Annotated in this window: 16 protein-coding genes and 1 pseudogene; 7 read left to right on the forward strand and 10 right to left on the reverse strand. The window is 72.7% G+C overall.

What is annotated here, in order from left to right; all coding sequences use genetic code 11:
* Positions 1–750 precede the first annotated feature (750 nt).
* Positions 751–1,437, forward strand: a complete 687-nt coding sequence (locus tag ABD284_RS25470; RefSeq protein WP_344148961.1) for a haloacid dehalogenase type II — start codon at positions 751–753, stop codon at positions 1,435–1,437.
* 114 nt (positions 1,438–1,551) lie between these two features.
* Here ABD284_RS25470 and ABD284_RS25475 read toward each other — a convergent pair whose 3' ends face one another.
* From ABD284_RS25475 to ABD284_RS25485, 3 genes are all read right to left on the reverse strand, one after another.
* On the reverse strand, positions 1,552–2,025 hold the full coding sequence (locus ABD284_RS25475) for a SixA phosphatase family protein (protein WP_344148964.1): 474 nt from the start codon (positions 2,023–2,025) through the stop codon (positions 1,552–1,554).
* A 277-nt stretch (positions 2,026–2,302) separates the two neighbouring features.
* The gene (locus ABD284_RS25480) at positions 2,303–4,705 is read right to left on the reverse strand and encodes a sodium-translocating pyrophosphatase (RefSeq protein WP_386699454.1); all 2,403 of its coding nucleotides are present in this window, start codon (positions 4,703–4,705) and stop codon (positions 2,303–2,305) included.
* A gap of 745 nt (positions 4,706–5,450) precedes the next feature.
* Positions 5,451–6,344: an NAD(P)H-binding protein gene (locus ABD284_RS25485; protein ID WP_344148970.1), complete on the reverse strand. Its 894-nt coding sequence runs from the start codon at positions 6,342–6,344 to the stop codon at positions 5,451–5,453.
* A 73-nt stretch (positions 6,345–6,417) separates the two neighbouring features.
* On the opposite strand from ABD284_RS25485, the gene ABD284_RS25490 reads away from it, so the two are divergent.
* Positions 6,418–7,047 carry a TetR/AcrR family transcriptional regulator gene (locus tag ABD284_RS25490; protein ID WP_344148973.1) on the forward strand — a complete coding sequence of 210 codons (630 nt, stop codon included), beginning with the start codon at positions 6,418–6,420 and terminating at the stop codon, positions 7,045–7,047.
* Positions 7,048–7,064: 17 nt separating this feature from the next.
* On the opposite strand, the pseudogene ABD284_RS25495 reads toward ABD284_RS25490, so the two are convergent.
* From ABD284_RS25495 to acs, 5 genes and pseudogenes are all read right to left on the reverse strand, one after another.
* Positions 7,065–7,448 (reverse strand): annotated as a pseudogene (locus ABD284_RS25495) (leucine zipper domain-containing protein); the annotation flags it as partial.
* A 148-nt stretch (positions 7,449–7,596) separates the two neighbouring features.
* Positions 7,597–8,265, reverse strand: a complete 669-nt coding sequence (locus ABD284_RS25500; protein ID WP_344148976.1) for a DUF309 domain-containing protein — start codon at positions 8,263–8,265, stop codon at positions 7,597–7,599.
* 145 nt (positions 8,266–8,410) lie between these two features.
* Positions 8,411–9,322 (reverse strand): alpha/beta fold hydrolase, encoded by a 912-nt coding sequence (locus ABD284_RS25505; RefSeq protein ID WP_344148979.1) that lies wholly within the window; start codon positions 9,320–9,322, stop codon positions 8,411–8,413.
* A 22-nt stretch (positions 9,323–9,344) separates the two neighbouring features.
* On the reverse strand, positions 9,345–9,782 hold the full coding sequence (locus ABD284_RS25510; RefSeq protein ID WP_344148982.1) for a phage holin family protein: 438 nt from the start codon (positions 9,780–9,782) through the stop codon (positions 9,345–9,347).
* Positions 9,783–10,077: 295 nt separating this feature from the next.
* On the reverse strand, positions 10,078–12,057 hold the full coding sequence (gene acs / locus ABD284_RS25515; protein WP_344148985.1) for an acetate--CoA ligase: 1,980 nt from the start codon (positions 12,055–12,057) through the stop codon (positions 10,078–10,080).
* 191 nt (positions 12,058–12,248) lie between these two features.
* On the opposite strand from acs, the gene ABD284_RS25520 reads away from it, so the two are divergent.
* Positions 12,249–13,049 carry a Fic family protein gene (locus ABD284_RS25520; protein WP_344148988.1) on the forward strand — a complete coding sequence of 267 codons (801 nt, stop codon included), beginning with the start codon at positions 12,249–12,251 and terminating at the stop codon, positions 13,047–13,049.
* Between the two features lie 865 nt (positions 13,050–13,914).
* On the opposite strand, the gene ABD284_RS25525 is transcribed toward ABD284_RS25520, so the two are convergent.
* Positions 13,915–14,634 (reverse strand): sensor domain-containing protein, encoded by a 720-nt coding sequence (locus ABD284_RS25525; protein ID WP_344148991.1) that lies wholly within the window; start codon positions 14,632–14,634, stop codon positions 13,915–13,917.
* A gap of 221 nt (positions 14,635–14,855) precedes the next feature.
* Here ABD284_RS25525 and ssd point away from each other — a divergent pair, with 221 nt between their 5' ends.
* From ssd to ABD284_RS25545, 4 genes are all read left to right on the forward strand, one after another.
* Positions 14,856–16,181: a septum site-determining protein Ssd gene (gene ssd / locus ABD284_RS25530; RefSeq protein WP_344148994.1), complete on the forward strand. Its 1,326-nt coding sequence runs from the start codon at positions 14,856–14,858 to the stop codon at positions 16,179–16,181.
* 196 nt (positions 16,182–16,377) lie between these two features.
* Positions 16,378–17,661 carry a TadA family conjugal transfer-associated ATPase gene (locus ABD284_RS25535; RefSeq protein WP_344148997.1) on the forward strand — a complete coding sequence of 428 codons (1,284 nt, stop codon included), beginning with the start codon at positions 16,378–16,380 and terminating at the stop codon, positions 17,659–17,661.
* 135 nt (positions 17,662–17,796) lie between these two features.
* Entirely contained in the window at positions 17,797–18,654 is an 858-nt protein-coding gene (locus ABD284_RS25540) for a type II secretion system F family protein (protein WP_344149000.1), read from the forward strand.
* 7 nt (positions 18,655–18,661) lie between these two features.
* Positions 18,662–19,417, forward strand: a complete 756-nt coding sequence (locus ABD284_RS25545) for a type II secretion system F family protein (protein WP_344149003.1) — start codon at positions 18,662–18,664, stop codon at positions 19,415–19,417.
* A 405-nt stretch (positions 19,418–19,822) separates the two neighbouring features.
* Here ABD284_RS25545 and ABD284_RS25550 read toward each other — a convergent pair whose 3' ends face one another.
* Positions 19,823–20,356 (reverse strand): hypothetical protein, encoded by a 534-nt coding sequence (locus ABD284_RS25550; RefSeq protein WP_344149006.1) that lies wholly within the window; start codon positions 20,354–20,356, stop codon positions 19,823–19,825.
* Positions 20,357–21,569: the final 1,213 nt, after the last annotated feature.

Consider the following 21,569-nt stretch of genomic DNA (forward strand, 5'->3'; position numbering starts at 1 on the left):
CGACGGCGGGGTGGCTCCTCGGGGCCAAAACAAACTATGGCACAAAGAATAAACACGCGCTGTTGAGTTCTCAAGAAGCGACCGCTCATCCGGTACAAGCCCCGGCCCCGCAACCCTGCGGGCCCGCCCAGGCTCTTCCCAAGAGACGGAATCTCCCGGCGGATTTCCCACCGCACCCTCCGGAAAACGTGTCCCGGCGGCCGCGATTTCGCATCCGCGTTCTGTTGTGTCTCCACATTATCAGAATCCGTGCAACCCACCAAACCGAGTGGATTCATCTGGAAATCCGATAACACCCGCGGAATTACCGCACCGCCCGCGAGGACAGGACTAATCCTGTCATACGGAACCCAGTGGGCAAATCGTGTGGATGCGGCCCTGCTCGTCGAACGACGACCGTCGGCCGTTGGAAACGCTGCCGCACTGCAAACCGGCGCTCGAAAGCGCCCCTCTGCAGCGGCTCGACCGACTATAGCCGTCTTGCCGCCGAGCGCCAACTCGAGTCGGCGCTCGACCCCCGGGGGACCGCCGCCGGCGATGTTTGGCCGCCTCCCGGTACGGCGAGATGACTCCTGACACCCGACCGCACTCCTCGCCCGCGATCCGCCGCACCGTCCGCTGCCCAGGGGCGACGCCGCCGACGGCACCGGCACCGCCGCAGGCGGCGGGGCGGCCGTCCGTCCGTCGGCACCGCTGTTGTGGCCCTGCTCACCATGCGTGCCGGCGTCCAGGCAACCGAGGGAGAACACCATGGCCGTCCACCCCTACCACCCCTACGCCGTCGCGTTCGACGTCATGGAGACCCTGATCGACCTGGAGCCGCTCGCCGAGCGCTTCGTGGATATCGGCCAGCCGGCCGAGCTGCTGCGGCCGTGGTTCCTGCGCGCTCAGCGCGACTGCATGGCACTGGGGCTCAGCGGAGAGCTGCGCCCGTTCCCCGAGGTCGCCCGCCAGGCGCTGCGCACGGCATCCGGCAACACCGCGTCCGAGGACGGCATCACCTACGTGCTGCACGGCTTCGGCCGCCTTCCCGCCCACCCCGACGCCGAACCGGCCATGCGCCGCCTGCACGAAGCAGGTGTGCGTGTGGGGTGCCTGACGCAGGGCAGCAGGGCGGCCACCACCGGCTTCCTGGAGTCCTCCGGCCTGGACCGCTTCGTCGACACGGTCGTCACCGCCGAGGAGGCCGGCGTGTGGAAGCCGGCTCCCGGCGTCTACCGCGCCGCGGCCGCCGCGTTGGAGACCCCGCCCGAACACCTCGCCCTGGTCGCCGTGCACGCCTGGGACTGCCACGGCGCCAAGCGGGCGGGCTGCCTCGCGGGGTGGTGCAGCCGGCTCGAAGCGGAGTACGGGGACGTGTTCGCGGCCCCCGACGCCCGCGGCGACACCCTCACCGACGTCGCCACCGGCCTGCTGGAACTCACCGCCACCGGCTGAGGAGGCGGCGCCGTCCCGTCGCCGCGCGGCGCCCGGGGGCGGAAGACCTCCTCCCGCCCCCGCCTCCTGCACTCCGCCGGCGCCGAGGACGTCCGCGGTGTCCGGGGCCCGCCCTCAGGTCAGCAGCCGTGCCGCGCCGGTGCCGGGGGCGGCGTAGAGCCACTCGACCTCCAGGTCGATCACCGCAAGGCCCGCGGTGGGGAAGGAGTCCAGCGGCTCGTCCGGCATGAACGCCCCGACCAGTTGCGCCATGGTGGGGTTGTGCCCCACCACCAGCAGCGTGCCCACCTCGGGGGCGGTACGGGAAATCAGCTCCATGGCAGCGGGCACGTCGGCGCCGTAGAGGTCGCGCTCGAAGTCGACGGGGGGCGAGTCCGGGAGCGACTCGGCGACGAGCTCCACAGTCTGGCGTGTGCGAAACGCGGTCGAGCAGATCACACGGTCGGGGAACAGCGCGCCCGACGCCAGGTGGGCGCCCGCGGCCCTCGCCTGTTCACGGCCCTCGGCGGTCAGAGGGCGCTCGTGGTCGGAGCCGTCGATCAGCGGCTCCGCCTGGGCGTGCCGAAGCACGATCAGTCTTCTGGTCATGGTGACAGCACCGTGGCCACGGTCGCGATCAGCGCCATGAAACCGAGCATGGCACCCACCACGACGGCCAGCCCTTTCATTCCTGACAACGGGTGATCCCCTCCAGCGCGGTCCTTCGCCGCTCAGCCTAGAGGGTGTCGGCGACCGCCCGTCGCCGCCTCCGCGCCGACACGGGCACCCGCCGTCCGCACTGCGGCGACTTGGACGAACACAGGGGGCGCGGGAGCCCGGCGATGTCGAACCGGGCTCCCGCGCCCCCTGGGGGACGCCGGAGCGACTACTCCTCGCGGCCGCCGTCGGCGGCGCGCGCCTCTTCCCGGCGGTCGCTCTCCTCACTGCCGGCGGCGCTGTCGGCCGCCGGGTCCGGCTCCTCGCCGGAAGCGACCGCGCGCCCGCTGTCGCCCTCCTCGCCGGAGCCGACCGCGGGCCCGCTGTCGCCCTCCTCCACGGGGACGCTGGCGGCGGCGACGTCGCCGCTTCGGCGCTTGGACCACACGATCGCACCCACGATCGCAGCGAGCGCGACCACCGTGACGCCTGTCCGCAGGAAGAAGTTGTCGGCGAACATCACGACGCTCGGCGCGATGATCAGCGCGACCAGGTTCATCACCTTGAGCAGCGGGTTGATGGCGGGGCCGGCGGTGTCCTTGAAGGGGTCGCCGACCGTGTCGCCGATGACCGTCGCCTCGTGGGCCACCGAGCCCTTGCCGCCGTGGTGGCCGTCCTCGACGAGCTTCTTGGCGTTGTCCCAGGCGCCGCCGGAGTTAGCGAGGAAGACCGCCATGAGCGCACCCGCCGCGATGGCGCCGCCGAGGAAGGCGCCCAGCGGGGCGTAGCCGAGGGCGAAGCCGACCGCGATGGGGGTGAGCACCGCCAGCATGCCGGGCGTGATCAGCTCACGCAGCGAGTCGCGGGTGCAGATGTCCACGACACGCGCGTACTCGGGCTTCTCGGTGCCGTCCATGATGCCCGGCCGGGTGCGGAACTGGTTGCGCACCTCGACGACGACCCGGCCGGCGGCGCGGCCCACGGCCATGATCGCCAGGCCGGAGAACAGGAACACGACCGATGCGCCGAGGATGACGCCGACCAGCACGTTGGGCTCGTCGATGGAGAGGCTGAACGTGCTCGCGTCCTGCCCGGCCGCGCTCAGCGCCTCCTCGACCGCGGTGCGGAACGCGCCGAACAGGGCGGTGGCGGCCAGGACCGCGGTCGCGATGGCGATGCCCTTGGTGATGGCCTTGGTGGTGTTGCCCACGGCGTCGAGGCTGGTGAGCACGTCGGCGCCCTTGCCTTCGACGTCGCCGGACATCTCCGCGATGCCCTGGGCGTTGTCGGCCACCGGGCCGAAGGTGTCCATCGCGACGATGACGCCGACGGTGGTCAGCAGGCCGGTGCCGGCCAGAGCGACCGCGAACAGGCTCAGCGTCACCGAGGCGCTGCCGATGACGAACGCGGCGTAGACGGCGCCGGCGATCAGAACCGCGGAGTACACGGCGGACTCCAGCCCCACGGAGACGCCGGAGAGGATCACCGTGGCCGCGCCGGTCTCCGAGCTCTCGCCGATGTCCTTGACGGGACGCCGGTTCGTCTCGGTGAAGTACCCCGTCAGCAGCTGGATCGCGGCGGCCAGCACCAGGCCGACGAGCACGGCGCCCACAGCCACCAGGCGCGGGTCGCCCTGCAGGCCCTGGATCTCCTCGCCCGCGCTGGTGAGGCCGGCGAAGCTGGCGGGCAGGTAGGTGAAGGCCGTGACGGTCACCAGCACGGCGGAGATGATCGCGGAGATGAAGAAGCCGCGGTTGATGGCCGACATCGCGGTCTTGTCGCGGGAGCGCGGCGCCACGATAAAGATGCCGATGATGGCGGTGATGACGCCGATCATGGGCACCAGCAGCGGGAAGACCAGGCCTTCGACGCCGAACGCGACGCGGCCGAGGATGAGCGAGGCCACCAGCACCACGGCGTAGGACTCGAACAGGTCGGCGGCCATACCGGCGCAGTCGCCGACGTTGTCGCCCACGTTGTCCGCGATGGTCGCGGCGTTGCGGGGGTCGTCCTCCGGGATTCCCTGCTCGACCTTGCCGACCAGGTCGGCCCCGACGTCGGCGGCCTTGGTGAAGATCCCGCCGCCGACACGCATGAACATCGCGAGCAGCGCGGCGCCGAAGCCGAAGCCCTCCAGCACGTTGGGGGCGTCGCCGCGGTACAGGAGAACGACGACGGACGCTCCGAGCAGCCCCAGGCCGACGGTGAACATGCCCGCGACCCCGCCGGTGCGGAAGGCGATCCGCATCGCCGAGTGCTCCCCGCTTTCACCGCCTTCGCGGGCGGCCGCTGCGACGCGGACGTTCCCGCGCACCGCCAGCCACATCCCGATGAAGCCGGTCAGGGCGGAGAAACCGGCGCCGAGGGCGAAGAACACCGATCGCCCGATCCGCACCGCCATGTCGTCCGCCGGCAGCAACAGCAGCAGGAGTGGGATGACGATGACGAATACGACCAGGGTGCGGAACTGGCGTTTGAGATAAGCCGCCGCACCTTCCTGGACGGCACGCGCGATGTTCTGCATCCGCTCGGTGCCCTGACCCGCGGCGAGAACTTCACGTACCAGCCAGCCGGCGACGGCGAGCGCGAGGAGCGCGACCGCCAGCACCACGACGACCAGTGTGAAATTCATGCCGTCCAAGGCCAGGGCCGGGCCGCCATCGGCGGCTTGGGTGAGCCCAGACAATCCGTCCTCCTAGAGACGGGCACGTTTTGGCCCCCGCGGGGTCGTGCGGTCGCCTCCCAGACCTGTGTACAGGCTCGACGACACGCCCGGCAGGGTCCTGCGGGTGCCACCAACACGGTTCCGTACACCGTTGGCGCCGCATTCGGCGTGAACGGTGTCCGGGGATTCTACGCACCGGTATGGCGAAACGTGAGTGCGGGTCACGAAGTTCGGCTGCGCGGGAGCGATATGTGATCACACGGTGACCTGAGAACGCGGATGTTCTCGGAGAATACCCACGATTTCCACATTTCGGGAAAATGGGGATTAAAATAAAGGAAAAGGATAAACCGCGCATAAAGGGAGGAATGAGGCGCGGAGCGCGCGGTTCGGGCATCGGCCCTGGCGGCGCGCAGTGGTGCGGGGCGGGGCGGGGGCGAGCGGCGGACGGAGTCCGCGGAGCGCTCGGCGCCGCGCGAAGGCGGCGGAAACCCCGATGCGTTCAGCAAACCGCATCGCAAAGCCCGCCGCCACCGGTTCGGCCGTGATGTGTCGCAGCGCACGCCGGAAGGTTCGCGGGGGGCGGCGGCCGGGCGGGTCGCATCGGCCGCCCCCGCGGACCCGGCGCCGGCGTCCGCGTCCGCGATCGCCGCGGGCAGCGCGTCGGGCGCGTCGCCCGGGCGTTCGGCGGCGGTGATGCCGGTCCGCGACCTCAGGCGGCCCGCACGGCGGGCTTGAGGGCGTATTCGCACCACCGGCGGAACGTGGTCGGGGTCTCGACCGCGTGCTGCGGTGTCCGGGTGACCCCGAGGTCCAGGCCGTTGTCCTTGGCGGCCATCATGTCCACCATGCCGTGGGCCATGGGGCCGGAGGCGCCGCGGTCGGCGAGCCGCTCCACGAGCGCCTCACCGGTGATCTGCCGGTACCGCACGGGCGTTTCGAGCACCTCGGAGGCGATGGCGGCCATCTCGTCGTTGGACAGGTCCTCGGGACCGAGCACCGGAACCTCCTGCTGGCCGCTCCACGTGTCGTCGAGCAGCAGGCGGGCGGCCACGGCGGCGATTTCGCGGGTGGCGACGGTGGGCAGCCTGCGGTCCGGGGCAAGGGTGTCGTAGAACGCGCCCTGCTCCTTGATCCCCCGGACCTGCCGCAGCAGGTTGTCCATGAAGCCGGGCATGGCCAGGGCGCGGAAGTCCACGCCGGTGTCGGCGATCATGTCGTCCATGGCCAGCGACGCGGTCACGAACCCGGCCTTGTCCGCGTAGGCGGTGCCGCGGCCCAGGGCGCTGACGCCTACGACGCGCCGGACACCCTGCTCGCGCATGGCCGCGGCGGCGGGGCGGGTGAAGTCGAGGTAGGAGGCCTCGACGCTGGGCGCGCCGAGGTTGTTCGGCAGCAGCCAGAAGAGGGCGTCGGCACCCTGGAAGGCGCGCGCGGCGACGTCCGGGTCGCCGTGCGAGCCTTGGACGACCTCTGCCCGGTCGCGCACGTCGGCGGGAAGCTTGGCCGGGTCGCGGACAATGACACGGACCGGCCGGTCGTCGGCGAGGACGTTTTCGAGGACCTGGTGGCCGATATTGCCTGTGGGAGCGGTGATGACGATCATGCAGCCCTTCCAGAGCGGGACTCGCGAATAAAGTCAACTCTACCGTACCGTTTACTTTTGGAGACGCAAGCCGATGAGGCGAGAAGGCGAACCGCAGAAGCGGGGGGAGCAGCTGCGCCGCCACATCCTGTTCACGGCCAAGGAGGTGTTCCTGGAGACCGGTTACGAGCGGGCGTCGATGGACACCGTCGCGGTGCGCGCCCGGACGTCGAAGCGGTCGCTCTACGCGCACTTCGAGAGCAAGGACAAGCTGTTCCTCGCGGTCCTGGACCTCGTCCGCGAGCTGTACCTGGGCAAGTTGGGCACCCCCGGCGCCTACGCCGGCGACCCCGCCGAGGCGGTGGCGCTGTTCTGCGGGCGCTTCCAGCAGCTGACGGTGTGGGAGCCCCAGGCGCGGACCTGCCGGCTGAGCATCGCCGAGGCAGAGCGGCTGCCCGCCAGCGGCAAGGCCTACTTCGACGCCATGTTCGCCACCACTTACGAGCGGCTGAGCGCCTATCTCGCCGAGCGGTACGCGATGGACCACCGGGACGGCGCGGCACTGGCCGAGGACCTGCTCGCCCGTACCGTGCTGCCGCGGCTGATGCGCACGCTGCTCGGCGCCGAGGAACCGAACAGGCGCGACCCCGACGAGGCGGCCCTGGCCGAGGACGTCGACCTCGACGCGATCCGCCGGGTGGTCTCAGCGGCGCTGCCCGGCTGACCCAAGCGAGCGCCGAACCCGCGGCCGTCGGGGATGCGGCCGAGTTTCCTGACGTCGATGCGGACCAGGTCCCCGGGGTGCTCGCGCTCGCAGCGGCGCACCGGGGCCCCGGTGGCCCGGTCGCAGGCCGCCCGCGGGGCGGTGGTCGGCGGGTGCGGCGCAGCCGCACGATCGCGGCTTCGGCGGCGGGGGTGCGGTCGGGGCTGGTGGCCGGGCGGCTGGTGCGGTGGCCCATGGCGGCCTGGCCGGCCTCGCGGTGGCGCTTGACCCGTTTTATCAGCGGTTTCGGGTGATACGCCGAAGCGTTCGGCCGCTTGGCGGCGGCCGTAGGCGTCCTCTTCGACGCACCGGGCCAGGCGGAGTCTGCCGGCGGGGGTCAGCGGGGCGTTGCGGTAGCACACGAGGGCCTGCTGAGTATCGGCGTAGATGTCGCAATCCGCACCGGGATCAGAAGGCCCTCTTCTTGTTCAACCGCTGCCGCAGGCGTGTCGGCTGCCGCCTGGCCCCGGAGCGCTGGTGGACCCTTACCAACGTGCCGGGACATCGCACCTAGTGCGTGCTCTCGCCGCGGCGCAGCCGCAGGGCGCTGGTGTCGATGTCCACGGCCGCGCCGGCGATGTCGGGGCCGACGGGGCTCGTCGGGTCGTCGCTGCTCTGCGCGGTCTCCCGCCCGCCGGGCCCGGCCGGTCCGGCCGGGCCCACCGATCCTGCGTCGGAGCCGGGGTCGCTGGGGTTCTCCGGGGTGTCGACGCGGTCCTCGCCCTCCATGTGGTCGAGGGCGTCCAACCGGTCGGCGACGGACCTCGCGAAGGCGGCGGACCCGACGGCGTCGACGCCATCGGGAGCATCGGGGCCGTAGGGAAGCACCCGCTCGGCACCGCGGCGCAGCAGCCGGGCCGCGCCGACGCGGTTGCCGCGCTGGGCGTGGGTCAGGCCGACCGCGATCTGGGCGAGGCCCCGCCACAGCTCCCGGTCGGACTCGTCCGCAGCCTTCCAGACCGCCTCCAGCACCTCGTGCGCATGGAAGGCGTACCCCTCGTCGAGCAGGCGCTGCGCCTTGGTCAGGCCTTCGTCGGGGGTGAACTCGGCGTCGTCGGGGATGCGCGGCACACCCTCGGCGCCGTGCGGCAGGGGGCGCCCGAAGCGGTCGCGCGGCCGCTGGTTCTGCGCCTTGCCGTCCGGGTTGCGGTCGCGCTTGGTGCCTGCGGAGTCACTCATCCTCGCCGCTCCTGATCTCCGTGCCGACTGCGCTGTGCCCGATGTGTGCCTGTGCCCATTGTGCACCCGGACATGCGGCCAAAGCGGAGGCCGGGTCCGGAAGCCGCCTGTCCGGCCGGGCGAACCGGCATGCGCGCGGTGCGGTTCAGCTGTCGGGCTCGGGGTCGCCCAGCCACCCGATCAGCGCGGGGTCGAAGAGGTCGGGCCGCTCCTGGTGCGGGAAGTGCCCGGCGCCCTCGATCATGCGCCAGCGGTAGGGCGCCTCGACGTAGCGGCTGGAGCCGCGGGCGGTCTCGGGCAGCATCACGGGGTCGAGCGCACCGTGCATGTGCAGGGTCGGCACGGTGACCGGTCGCCGCATCCGGCGCATGTAGCGGCGCCCGTCCGGGCGCACCTGGGAGCGGAAGAGCCAGCGGTGGTACTCCAGGGAGCTGTGCGCCACACCGGGGATGAGAAAGGCGTCGCGGCAGTGGCGCTCGGTCTCCTGATCGGGCCATCCCGGCCGCGACCAGGCGTGGAGCATGTCGGCGACCTGCTGGGCGCCGTCGGCCGTGAGGCGGCGCTCGGGCACGACCGGCGCCTGGAAGCCGACCACGTGCCGGCCCGCCCATCCCTGCCCGCGGGTGAGCATGCCCGCGGCCAGCCGCCGCGGGTGCGGCATCGACAGCACCGCCAGGCGGCGCACCGTCTTGGGGAAGTAGACGGCCATCGTCCAGCCGAGCATGCCTCCGGTGGAGTGTCCGACGACGGCCGCGTCGGCCTCGCCGAGCGCGCGGATCAGCCCGGCCGCGTCGGAGGCGAGGGTGATCAGGTCGTAACCGCGCGGCGGCTTGTCGCTGGCGCCGTGGCCGCGCAGGTCGACGGCGACGGCGCGGTAGCCGGCGTCGGCCAGGGCGGTCAGCTGGCCGTGCCAGGACCACCAGAACTGCGGGAAGCCGTGCAGGAGGAGGACCAGAGGCCCCTCGCCGGCCTCGGCGATGTGGAACCTGGTCCCGGCCGCGCTCACGGTCCGGTGGGTCCACGGACCGTCGATCAGGACTGCGGACTCGTCAGTCACCGCACACCGGTGCCGCGGCGGATCAGCCGTTGGAGGCGCGGTTGTCGCGGCGGAGCACCGAAAGCGTGCTCGCGACGGCCGCGCCGGTGAGCGGGAAGCCCTGGCGCTTGCGGAACTGGCGCAGGCCGAGGAAGAGGAGGAGCCCCGAGATGAGCAGGAAGACGACGGTGACGATGAGGAAGGAGAGCCACGGCGCCAGCCCCGCCGCCATGATGCCGAGCCCGGCGGTGATCGCGACCAGGATGAGGAACATGTGCGCCAGCACGGCGGCCACCACGGCCAGACCGGCGCCCATGCCGATCTTCTGGACGTCGCGGGCCAGCTCCAGCTTCGCGAGCTGGACCTCCAGGCGCACGAGCCGGGTCATGCTCCCGCGCGCCTCGGATACGAGCTCGCCGAGGGAGTGTTCGGCGGCGTCGAACTCTTCAGGCTCCTGGCCACCCGACCGCGTCTCGGGCATGGAGACTGCTCCCTTCACTCGGCAGACATCGTCAGCATCCTCGCACATCCGGTGTCGCACGCGTTCCCACACGCCGCTCGCATCCCGCGCGGCACTCCGCCCGGGCCCGCGGGCGCGGGCGGAGTGGCGCGCGGAAGCGGGGGCGCCCCGCTACGCATGCGGCGGCCGGGGACGGACGGATCCGCCGCCCTGGTGGGGCCGCGAACCCGTCCGTCCCCGGGACCGGCGGGCCGCTCGATGCGGCCGCCGACACCGTGCCCGGACACTGCCCACCGAGGCGGCGGGTAGTCGTCGGTCACTCGTCGCTCTTGCCGCTCTCCTGGAACGCCTCCTGGAGCGTCTGGATGGACTGCGCGTCGGTGAGCGTCGAGACGTCGCCGAGCTCGCGGTTCTCGGCCACGTCCTTGAGCAGGCGGCGCATGATCTTGCCGGAGCGGGTCTTGGGCAGCTCGGGCACCACCAGGATCTGGCGCGGCTTGGCGATGGGTCCCAGGTGCGCGGCGACATGCTCGCGCAGCTCCTTGACCAGGCCCGCACCGCCCTCGCCGGCCTCGCTGCGGAGGATGACGAAGGCCACGATCGCCTGGCCGGTGACCGGGTCGCTGGCGCCGGTGACGGCGGCCTCGGCGACATTGGCGTGGGCGACCAGCGCGGACTCGACCTCGGTCGTGGAGATGTTGTGCCCCGAAACGAGCATGACGTCGTCCACGCGGCCCAGCAGCCACAGGTCGCCGTCCTCGTCGCGCTTGGCCCCGTCACCCGGGAAGTACAGCCCGTCGAAGCGCGACCAGTAGGTCTTCTTGTAGCGCTCGGGGTCGCCCCAGATGCCGCGCAGCATCGAGGGCCAGGGCTCGCGGATGACGATGAATCCGCCTTGCCCCCTGGGCACCGACTCGCCCGACTCGTCGACGACGTCGGCGTCCACGCCCGGGATGGGCTGCATGGCGGCACCGGGCTTGCCGTGGGTGATGCCGGGCATCGGGGTGACCATGATGGCGCCGGTCTCGGTCTGCCACCAGGTGTCGACGATCGGCGTGCGGCCGCCGCCGATGTGGGTCCGGTACCACATGTATGCCTCGGGGTTGATGGGCTCGCCGACCGAGCCGAGCACCCGCAGGCTGGAGAGGTCGAACTGCGCGGGGTACTCCTCGCCCCACTTCATGAACGTGCGGATGGCGGTGGGCGCCATGTAGGCGATCGTGACGCCGTACTTCTGCACGATCTCCCAGAAGCGGCCCTTGTGCGGTGTGTCGGGCGTGCCCTCGTACATGACCGAGGTCGCCCCGTTGGAGAGGGGACCGTAGACGATGTAGGAGTGCCCGGTGACCCAGCCGATGTCGGCGGCGGTCCAGAAGACGTCGGTCTCGGGCTTGAGGTCGAAGACCGCCCAATGGGTGTAGGAGACCTGCGTGAGGTAGCCGCCGGTGGTGTGCAGGATGCCCTTGGGCTTGGCCGTGGTGCCGCTGGTGTACATGATGTACAGCGGGTGCTCGGAGTCGTGCGCCTCGGCCGCGTGCTCGGTGGGCTGGCGGTCGACGATGTCGTGCCACCAGACGTCGCGGCCCTCGTTCCACTCGACGTCCTGGCCGGTGCGGCGGACAACGAGCACGTTCTCGACGGCGGGGCGGTCGCGCACGGCCTCGTCGACGGCCGGCTTGAGCGAGCTGGGCTTGCCCCGGCGGTAGCCGCCGTCGGAGGTCACGACGAGCTTGGCCTCGCTGTCGTCCAGGCGGGTGCCCAGGGCGTCGACGGAGAATCCGCCGAAGACGACCATGTGGACGGCGCCGATGCGGGCGCAGGCCAGCATCGCGACCACGGTCTCCGGGATCATCGGCATGTAGATGGCGACCCGGTCGCCCTTGCCGACCCCGAGCTCGGTCAGGGCGTTGGCCGCCTGGCAGACCATGTCCTTGAGGTCGGCGTAGGTGATGGTGCGGGTGTCGCCCGGTTCGCCCTCCCAGTGGAAGGCGACGCGCTCACCGCGCCCCGCGTCGACGTGCCGGTCCACGCAGTTCACCGCGGCGTTGAGCTTGCCGCCCGTGAACCATTCGGCGAACGGGGGATTCCAGTCCAGGACGTTGCTCCACGGCTGCTCCCATTGCAGCCTGCGGGCCTGGTCCTCCCAGAACCGCAGCCGATCGGCGGAGGCGGCGTCGTAGGCGTCGGCCTGCACGTTCGCGTCTGCGGCGAGATCCGCGGGGGGCGGGAAGCTCCGGGACTCCTGAAGAAGGTTGGACAGTGTTTCCTGACCCTGCCCCTGGGGAGTCTCAGCCACTGTAAAGTCTCCTTACTTAATCCGGTCCACAGAACATATCGTGTGGTGGAACCCACTTCATCAAGTGGTGGCCGCAACATACAAGGGGCCGCTCCCGGGCCTGTGGACGGACGGTCTCCCCTGGGGACGGGCGGTCCTTCCCGGCCCATGGGCGGACGCGGCCACGGCCTACCGGTGAGTAGGGTGAGGACGTGAGTTCAGTTCCCGATGAGCCCCTGCAGCCGGTGGCCGACCTCCCGGGTGTCGGCGCCGCCGTCGACGAGGCCCGCGCCGTCGTCGACCGCCTGCTGGGGCACCGCATCCTGCGCAGGCGCAGCAGCGACGTGTCCATGGAGTCGGCCCTGCGCGGCGCCCGCGCCTCGGCGGTGCTCGACGGCGCCGACGCCGACGTGGAGCAGGTCCGCGCCGGGCGCAGCGACGACCCGCACGTCAAGGGTGCGCTGCGCGTCTCCGGTGAGCTCGGGCTGCTCGCCGAGACCTGGCCCAAGGCGCCCCGCCAGGTCCTCGCCCGCCTGCATGCGCTCGCGGCGGCGGACGGGGCGGCCGCGGACGCCCTGGGCCGCCCCCGCGCCGACGGCGAACCGGCAGGAGACCCGCTCGGGCTCGGTCCGGCGCCCGGGGCCGGCGAGGTCGCGGCGCGGCTCGACGCCCTGGACACCCTGCTGGCCGCGCGAGCTGCGGTTCCGGCGCTGGTCGTCGGCGCGGTCGTGCACGGCGAGCTGGCCGCCCTGCGCCCCTTCGGCTGGGGTGACGGGGTGGTCGCGCGCGCCGCGGAGCGGCTGACGCTTATCGGGCGCGGGCTCGATCCCAAGTCGCTGGTGCCGACCGAGCTCGGCTACCTGGAGCTGCGCGAGGAGTACGGGCCTGCGCTGCGCGGCTACCTGAGCGGCACCCCGGAGGGTGTCGGCGCTTGGGTCGTGTTCTGCTGCCGCGCCGTGGCCGCCGGCGCCCGCGACTCGCTCGCCACGTGCGAGGCACTCCAGCGGGGCTGATCCGCCGCGCCGTGCGCGCAACCGGGCCACCGGATCGCCGTCGGTGCGGGGCTCCGCATATCTCGATCGGGTTACTCTTGCCCGCCGGTTCCCTTCGCGCGGGCCCGCCGGCGGCCTCCGCGGGCGCCGAAGCGGCTCCGCGCGGTCGGGCTTCGGGCCCGTCCCGCGCCATGCACCCCTCGGCCGAGCCGGTGCGCCACCCGACTTTCACCTGACAATCAGACGACGATTTGCCCGATTCGGGACCTTCTTTGAGGCCTGTGCGAAAAAGAGGGCGGTACCCCGCCCGGCAGGTGGGCCGGAGTCAGGGCACCGCCGTGAGCACGAAAGACCGGGCTATCATGCGTGCTTGATCATAGTCCGACCAGGGATTTCTCCCTGACCTGGACGAGCCTCCCGCGGCTTGGTGACGCGTGGGTACCCGGCTCCCGTGTTCGGTGGATCACCAATCCACCTTGTCCTTCCTTTGTACGCCGACGGCCGGCCGCTGAAAAGACCCCGGAAGGTCAAAGATCGGCCGACCGCCAATTCGCCGTGGTAGCGTCCCGTGCTATACCTATTACCGAGGTGCCGCACCCCCTCGCCCTCCCTCAGCGCGCACCCGAATGCCCGTGTTCGACTCTGGTGCAATTTCCCCGCTTATGTGACGATATGGCGATGGCGCGGCCCTGAGCCGCCCCATACATCGCCGGGCGCACCACCCGGCGACCGAGACTTATCCGGGAACGGTCCCGGCTCTCCCCCCCAGAGCCGGACCCGTCAGACGGCCCCCGCTATCCCCCCGGCGGGGGCCGTCGTCATGTCCGGTCCGGGCCGGTCCGGGGTGCATCGGACCGGCCCGGGTCCGGGCGGCGCACCCGCGACCTCAGCCCAGGACGGTGGTCGACACCGCCCTCGCAGGGGCCCCGACACCGGCACCCTCCGCTGTCGGCCCTCGGCGGCCGTCGACCGCGCCGGTCCCGTAGGAGGCGGGGAGCGCGCCGACGGCCACGGGGCCCTGTCCCACCCCCGCCACCAGCAGGGCGGCGCCGCGCACCACCGCAGGCAGTGTCAGCGCGGCCGCGGCGCCGATGCCGAAATAAAGGGCGAGGGCCGGCCCGTAGCCCGCGCCCAGCCCGATCAGCTCAGCGAGCGTGGTGTTGCCCGGGATACGCGTGGTCACAGGGCCGTAGACCGGGTAGAGCAGGCCGCCCAGCGCCAGCGACCACCAGGTGACCGTGACGGCGAACCCGGCCACGGCCACCGGCAGCCGCAGGACGGCACCCAGCGCGTCGAACCAGCTCTGTGCACAGCGCAGCGGGTCGACCAGCCGGCTCCACGCCCCGGCCCCCGCGGGTGGGGACCGGTACCCCGGCGGCACCGGCGGAGAGGCCAGCACGTTGGTGAGCCATGCACGGTCGACGATCGCGATGCCGCGGGCGGCGCGCAGGGTGAGGGCGGCGACGGGCAGGCCCGCCACGATGGGCAGCAGGCCGGCGCCGAGCGCCAGGCCCGTCACCACCAGGACGAAGCCGACGATGGACAGGGGCAGGCACAGGAGCGTGTAGCGGGTGTCGGCGGCGAGGCGGCGCAGGATCGTTCGCATACCGGCAATGCTCGCGGTCCGACGTCCGCCGGTGCACTGGCGCGCGGACGCCGAACAGGGGTGGTGCGTGTACCACCTCCGGGCCGCCCCTTCCCGTCCGCCGCCCTCCGGCGGGGACCGCGGCGCAGACGGCGCTTTGTCCACAGGCTGGGAATCGGACTTTCGCCGGGACATCCCGTCCGGCGAGCGTGGGGTGAGCGTAGTCCGCACCGGGAGGCCCCATGGACCCGTCCGCCCCTGCCCGCCCCCTCCTCGTCACCGAGGACCCGCGCCTGCTCGACGACCTCCTCCGCCTGGCGGCCGCGGCCGGGGTCGAGGCGACCGTCGCCCACCACGCCGCCCAGGTGGCGCCCGAATGGGACCGCGCCCCGCTCGTCGTGGTCGGCGCCGACCTCCTGCCCGCGCTCGCCCGGCTGGAGCCCGAACCGCGGCGGCACGTCCTCGTCGCCGGACTCGGCGACTCCGCGCGCGGTTCCGCGGCGTGGGAGGCCGCGCTGCGCGTCGGCGCCGGGGCGGTCCTCTCCCTGCCCGCCGACGAATCGCGGCTGGCGGGCCTGCTCACCGACTCCGCGCACGCCGGCGCCGGGCGTGCGCCCGTAGTCGCGGTCGTCGGCGGCCGCGGCGGCGCGGGAGCCAGCCTGTTCGCGCTCGCGCTGGCCCTGTCGGCGCGGCGCGCGGGACTGCAGAGCGCACTCGTCGACGCCGACCCGCTGGGCAGCGGCCTCGACGCCCTCCTCGGGCGGGAGGAAGCGCCCGGCGACCGCTGGGGCGACCTCGTGGCGCGCCAGGGGCGGCTGAACTGGTCGGCGCTGCGCTCCCGGCTGCCGGACGTGCGCGGCGCCGCCCTCGTCACCTGGGAGCAGGGGCCCGCCGCCCCGGTTCCGCCCGCCGCCATGCGCGCCGTCCTCGACTGCGCCGTCCGCGGCGCGGACCTCGTTGTCGCGGACCTGCCGCGGGCGCCCGATCCGGCGGCCGACGAGGCGCTGCGCCGCGCCTCCGTCGTGCTCCTGGTGGCGCCGACCGAGGTGCCCGCGGTGTTCTCGGCCGCCCGGACGGTGCCGCGCCTGCGGCGGACCGCGGGCGACGTGCGGCTGGTCGTGCGCGAGGGCTCCTCGGCGGTGACCGCGGCCGACGTCGCCCGCACCCTCGGCCTTCCCGTCGCCGGACGCTTCCGGGCCGAGCGCGGCCTTTCGCGCAAGCTCCGCAACGGCACGCTGCCCGCCGGCACCCGCGGCTCGCCCCTGGCCGGCTGCGCGGACCGGCTGCTCGCGAGCGTCCTGCCCCCGCAGCCGCACGCCCAGGCAACGGCCTCGCACCCGCAGGCGACGCCCGCACAGCGAGCGCGGCCGCCGCCTGCCGTCGCGGCCCGGCGCCTTGAGCCGGGCGGGGGCGGGGATGGCCCGAAGAACCGGCGGCGGTCCGCGTCCGCGAACCCGAGGCGCCCGGCCCGACCGACCGGCGCCGGACCAACCACGACGCACCGAGGTACGAGCCGATCCGTGGGCCACCGAACGGGTGAATCCCCGAATGGCCGTGCATTCGCATAGGAAACGTACGGATCAGACGTTTTGATCCTTCATTGTCTCCATCCGAATTGGGGACGCACCGAAGATCACAGAAACGGCGAAATATGCGGATCAGACGAGACCGGCCGATCCGGGCGCCCAGAGGGGCCGGGCGGTCGTCGGCCATGCGGGCCGCCCCTTCGCGCACCCTCGTCGCCCCGAACGAAAGGACCGCCCCATGGACACCGGGTACGCCGCGAACGCGCGGACGGCCGAGCCGTCCCCGGCCGGCGCCGATCCCGGGCTGCTCGCGGCCGTGCGCACACGGCTGGCGCGCGAAGGCGGAGACCCCGCTCCCGCCCGCGTTGCGGCGGCCGTGCGTGCCGAGGGATCCGTTCTCGGAGACGCCGAAGTGCTGGCTCTCGTCCGGCTGCTGCGGGCCGACATCGCGGGTGCGGGCCCGCTCGACCCCCTGCTCAGCGACCCGCGGATCACCGACATCCTGGTCAACGGCCCCGCGGAGGTGTGGATCGACGACGGCTCCGGCCTGCGGCCCGCACCCGGCATCCAGTTCCCCGACGACGCCTCCCTGCGGCGCCTCGCCCAACGCCTCGCGGCCCAGGCCGGTCGCCGCCTCGACACCGCCGCGCCGTGGGTCGACGCCCGGATGCCAAGCGGCGGTCGGCTGCACGCGGTGCTGCCGCCGGTGTCCCCCGAGGGGGTCTGCCTGTCGCTGCGGCTGCCGCGCCGCTCCGTGTTCACGCTCGCGGAACTGGTCTCCTCCGGCACGGTTCCCTCCGCTGGTGCGCGGCTGCTGCGCAGCCTGGTCACCTCACGCTCGGCGTTCCTCATCTCGGGCGGCACCGGTACAGGGAAGACCACCCTCCTCTCGGCACTGTTGTCCCTGGCGGACCCGGCGGAGCGGGTGCTGCTGGTCGAGGACTCCGCCGAACTCCGCCCCGACCACCCCCACGTGGTGCGGTTGCAGGCCCGCCCGCCCAACATCGAGGGGACCGGCGAAGTCGGCCTGCACGACCTGGTGCGCCAGGCCCTGCGCATGCGCCCCGACCGCCTCGTCGTCGGGGAGGTCCGGGGCCCCGAGGCAGTCGTCCTACTGAACGCCTTGAACACCGGCCACGAAGGAGGATGCGGCACGCTGCACGCCAACGCGGCGGTCGACGTCCCGGCCCGGATCGAGGCACTCGCCTGCGCCGCAGGGCTCAGCAGGGAGGCCGTCCACAGCCAACTTGCCGCCACGCGCGCGCTGGTCGTCCATGTGGCACGAGGGCCGGACGGCACCCGGCGCGTCGCCGACGTGTGCGTTCTCCGCCGAGAACCCGCCGGAACCGTGCGGGCGCACCCGGCGGTCTCCTTCGCCCGCGACGGCACGCTCACCGAGCACGCGGCACTGCGCGACCTCCTCGCCCGCAACGGCGACACCTGGCAGGGCCCTCCAGCCGAAGAAGCCGAGAGCGTCACGGGCGCCGAAAAGATCGAGGGCTCTCAGCGTGCCTCTCCGTAGAACAGGCGGCGGGCGGCCACCGCCGTTCACCCCGCACCCCCGCACCCCCACACACTGAGGAAATGTCTGCCTTCCGGCCACTCACTTCCGAACCAGCGGTCCGGGCCCACCAAGCGACCCTTGATTGGAGTCCGCATGTCGACATATACATCCGTCGCCCTGTCCACACCGACGCAGGTGCACCTCCTCGCCGCGCTTCTCTCCGACCCCGTGCCAGCCGCCACCCAGTGGCTGGCCGAGCGGGCGGACTGGCTTTTGGGGTTGGGCGCCGCGGGCCTGGTCGCGGTCGGACTGATGCCCGCCACCGAGGTAGTCCGGTTGCGTGCCCTAAAGGCCTTCGGTGGCCGACTCGGCGGCAGAGCCCGGCACCGAACGCGCGCGGTCCAGCCGGCGAGCCGCCTGCGCGAGCGGCTCCGGTTCGCCGCAGGGCGCGTGCAGAGCAGACGGCGTGGAGCCGCCGTCGAACTGTGCCGGGTTTTGGCCGCCGAGTTGCGTGCGGGACGCGATCCGGGAACGGCAGTGATCGCGGCGGTCGGCGAACTCGATGCCGAGTCCGAGCGCGAGCTTGCTCCGCTTACCGCGGCTACCCGGAGCGGGCAGGACCCGGTGCCCGAGCTGCTCGCCCTCGCCAAAGCGCGCGGCTCGGGCGGACTCGGTCAGCTCGCCGCCTGCTGGCGGGTGGCGACGAACACGGGTGCTGGGTTGGCGGACGTCGTCGACCGGCTGTCGGAGTCGCTGACGGCGGACGAGGCGCTGCGACGCGAGGTCGGCGCCCAACTCGCGGGTCCACGCGCCACCGCCGTGATGCTCAGCGTGCTTCCCGTGCTGGGCCTCGGGATGGCGACCGCCTTGGGCGGATCACCTCTCGCATTCCTGTTCACCACACCTGTCGGTCTGCTGTGCCTGGTAGTCGGTCTGCTCCTTGATGCGGCTGGTCTGTTCTGGACGCACAGAATGGCTCGCCGCGTGCTCACCGAAACCGGGATGGCGTGAGCTCGCCATGGGTCTGGTCGAAACCTCCGTGGTGGCACTGGGCACGGCCGCGGTGCTGCTGCTTCGCGGCGAGTCCGCGCGGAGCCGGGCACTGCGACGGCTGCGACGGCTGCGCCCCGCCGAGCCGGAGCGCACCGAACGCGCCCATGGAGACCCTCGTCGCCTGATGCTGCTTTGGGGCGTGCCCTGCGCGCCGGCGGCGACGCTGCTGTTCGTCGTGGGCCCGCTGGCGGCGGTGCTGGTCGGCCTGCCGATCGCGGCGGCCCTGCGCTGGCGCCTCGCACGCGGGGACCGGCACACCGTCTCACGCGCGGACCGGGCCCGGATGCTGGCCGGTCTTCCCGTGGCCGTCGACCTGCTGGTTGCGGGGCTTCGCTCCGGCGTAGCCCTGGAGAACGCGCTCGGCGCCGTCGCAGCGGCAGTCGGGGGGCCACTGGGGCACTCACTCGGCGAGGTCGCCGACCAACTTCGGCTCGGCGCCGATCCACGGGCCGCCTGGGCCGCGGCGGCCGATACCGAGGAGTTCGCCGCGATCGGGCGCGCGCTGGTACGGGCGAGCGAGAGCGGTGCACCGGTGGCCGCCATCCTCGAACGCCACGCCGCCGAGATCCGCGACACCGCTCGCGTCCGCGCCCTCGCACGCACTCAGCGCCTCGGCGTACTCAGTGCCGCCCCGCTCGGCCTGTGCTTCCTGCCCGCCTTCGTCCTCATCGGAGTGGTCCCGCTGGCCGCGAGCCTGATCTCGGGTCTGACGCTGCCGTGAGCCGGGCTCCGGAAGCGGTTCGGACGGGGGAGGTCGCGCATCCGAGCGGATGAGGTTGAGCGGCGGGGCCAGGGCTCCGGAGGACGGCGCATCTCGGGGAGTGGAACAGCTCCGTCGGAGCCGCCGGCCATCGGTCGGCGCGCCATCGGTGGCCGCGGGCTTGTGCGGCGGCATTCGAGCGTATTCGCAGCCCGCCAAGCGCATGCGTCGGGCGTCCGGCTTCCCCAGACCCATCATGCGAGCGCGCCGTCCTTCGGCGGGGGGAGGCGGCGGGTAGGAGAGTGCGGGGCTCTTGGCGGGCGGCAACCTTCAGCCACCGGCGACCCCGGTGCAGGCGCGAGTGCGGGCGCAGGGGCGCCCCCGCTCTCCCATTGGAGTCGGCGGACGTCCGAGGTAGGGCCTCACTCACGCGCCGTCGGCGCCGCGCTTTTCGGCGCGGCGTACGAGCTCCTCGAACTCCTGCATCAGCCGCTCGCACTCCCGTTCGACGTCCTCGTTGGAGCGCGCGGCCAAGCGCTCAAACTCGTCCTGGGCTTCCGAGCCGATGTCACCGCGGGCAAGCTGTTCCGTGAGCGTGCGCCGACGCAGTTCGATGCTTTCGGCGTTTCGGCGCCGCATCTCGTCGACTCGCTGCTGAAGCTCCGCGCCATAGGCCGCGAGGTCCGATGACGACGGGGCGGGGCGAAGCATCTGACGGATCCGGCCGCGTAGCTGCGCCGCCTGCGCCCGCTGGTTGCGCGCGAAGGGCACCCGCACCGATTCGCCGCCGCCGAAGCGAAACTCCAACGTGCCTTGGCGCGAAAGCCGCCCTCCGCTGATCGCCACTCCGGCAAGCTCGGCAATGCGGCGAGACACCGTGCCGGACTGCTCCCGGATCTCAAGCCGGTCGCCGTCGAGGTGCACGTCCGCACCCAACCCGCTGTCGAAACGCACTTCCACCGCCGCCCTTCACCCGCCCGGTCCGCCGCCCTGCCGACGACCGAATGCTAGCGGGAGTTCTCGCGTTAGAGCAGGACACGGCGAGATAAGAGGTTTGTGCCCACCGGTAGGGGCACCCACTGCTGACCCGTGGGACACAGCAGCACAGGCAGCGGGCGGTTCGGTCGGCGGCTAGCGGTTCGGGTGCTCACCGGCTGCGCACCCGGCGAGGCGGCGAGGGCGGTGGGTGGTTGGGCCCACGCCCAGCGATCCGGGTGGCCACCGGTCGAGCCTGCAATGACGCAGCAAAAGCAGCGGACGACTCAGCCTGCGGTCAGCGGTTGGGGTGCTGGCCGGTTGGGCGCGTAACTGGGGCGGCGAATACGGCGGACAGTTGAACCCACGCCCACCGGACCGGGTCCCCGGCAGTTGCGCGTGCGACGGGGCAGCAAAGGCAGCGGACGGTTCCGCCCGCGCCCATAGATTCGGGTGCCCGGCGGTAGCTCACGAAACGAGGCGACGAGGCGACGGATGGTCGGGCCCGCGATCACCGCTCCCGGTGCCCGCCGGTCGAACCTGCGACGGTTAGCGAAGGCAGCAAGTGGTTCGGTCGGCGGTCAGCGATTCGGGTGCTCGCCGGTTGCGCACCCGGCAGGCGCGGCGAAGACGGCGGACGGCTCAGCGCGCGCCCACCGGACCGGATGCCCGCCGGTTGCGCGTATGACGCGGCAGCAAAGGCGGTGCGTGGTTGGCCCGCGGTCACCGGTTCGGATGCTGGTCGGTCGAGCCTGCGACGGGGCAGCGAGGACGGCGGGTGGTAGGGCCCGCGCCTACCGGACCGGGTGTTCGCCGGTCGGGTGCGCGACGAGGCGGCGAGGGCGGCGGGTGGTTGGGCCCGCGACCAGCGCTCCCGGTGCGTGCTGATTGCGCATGCAACGGGGCGGCGAAAGCGGCGGGTGGTTCTGTCGGCGGTCAGCGGCTGGGGTGCCCGGTGGTTGGGCGTGCGGCGGGCGGCGAGGGCAGCGGTCGGTTCGGCCTGCGGTCACCGCTCCGGGTGCTCGGCGATCAGGCGTGGGCCGGGCGGCGAGGGCGGTGGGTGGTTGGGCTCGGCGAGTATCGGCTCCGGTGCCTGCCGGTGGGGCGCCCGGCGAGAGTGATAGCGGGCCCGGCGAGAGCGGCGGCGGGTTCGGGCTGGTGGTGGGACGGTTCCTGCGCCCGCCGTGGCGGACATTTC

It is taken from the genome of Streptomonospora arabica, from assembly GCF_039531585.1.
Classification (GTDB): domain Bacteria; phylum Actinomycetota; class Actinomycetes; order Streptosporangiales; family Streptosporangiaceae; genus Streptomonospora; species Streptomonospora halophila.

Coding starts and splice junctions, on each gene's coding strand:
- ABD284_RS25480 (WP_386699454.1), bottom strand. CDS start 4,705: ATGAATTTCACACTGGTCGTCGTGGTGCTGGCGGTCGCGCTCCTCGCG.
- ABD284_RS25475 (WP_344148964.1), bottom strand. CDS start 2,025: ATGACCAGAAGACTGATCGTGCTTCGGCACGCCCAGGCGGAGCCGCTG.
- ABD284_RS25510 (WP_344148982.1), bottom strand. CDS start 9,782: ATGCCCGAGACGCGGTCGGGTGGCCAGGAGCCTGAAGAGTTCGACGCC.
- ABD284_RS25485 (WP_344148970.1), bottom strand. CDS start 6,344: ATGATCGTCATCACCGCTCCCACAGGCAATATCGGCCACCAGGTCCTC.
- ABD284_RS25490 (WP_344148973.1), top strand. CDS start 6,418: ATGAGGCGAGAAGGCGAACCGCAGAAGCGGGGGGAGCAGCTGCGCCGC.
- ABD284_RS25535 (WP_344148997.1), top strand. CDS start 16,378: ATGGACACCGGGTACGCCGCGAACGCGCGGACGGCCGAGCCGTCCCCG.
- ABD284_RS25525 (WP_344148991.1), bottom strand. CDS start 14,634: ATGCGAACGATCCTGCGCCGCCTCGCCGCCGACACCCGCTACACGCTC.
- ssd (WP_344148994.1), top strand. CDS start 14,856: ATGGACCCGTCCGCCCCTGCCCGCCCCCTCCTCGTCACCGAGGACCCG.
- ABD284_RS25540 (WP_344149000.1), top strand. CDS start 17,797: ATGTCGACATATACATCCGTCGCCCTGTCCACACCGACGCAGGTGCAC.
- ABD284_RS25470 (WP_344148961.1), top strand. CDS start 751: ATGGCCGTCCACCCCTACCACCCCTACGCCGTCGCGTTCGACGTCATG.
- ABD284_RS25500 (WP_344148976.1), bottom strand. CDS start 8,265: ATGAGTGACTCCGCAGGCACCAAGCGCGACCGCAACCCGGACGGCAAG.
- ABD284_RS25545 (WP_344149003.1), top strand. CDS start 18,662: ATGGGTCTGGTCGAAACCTCCGTGGTGGCACTGGGCACGGCCGCGGTG.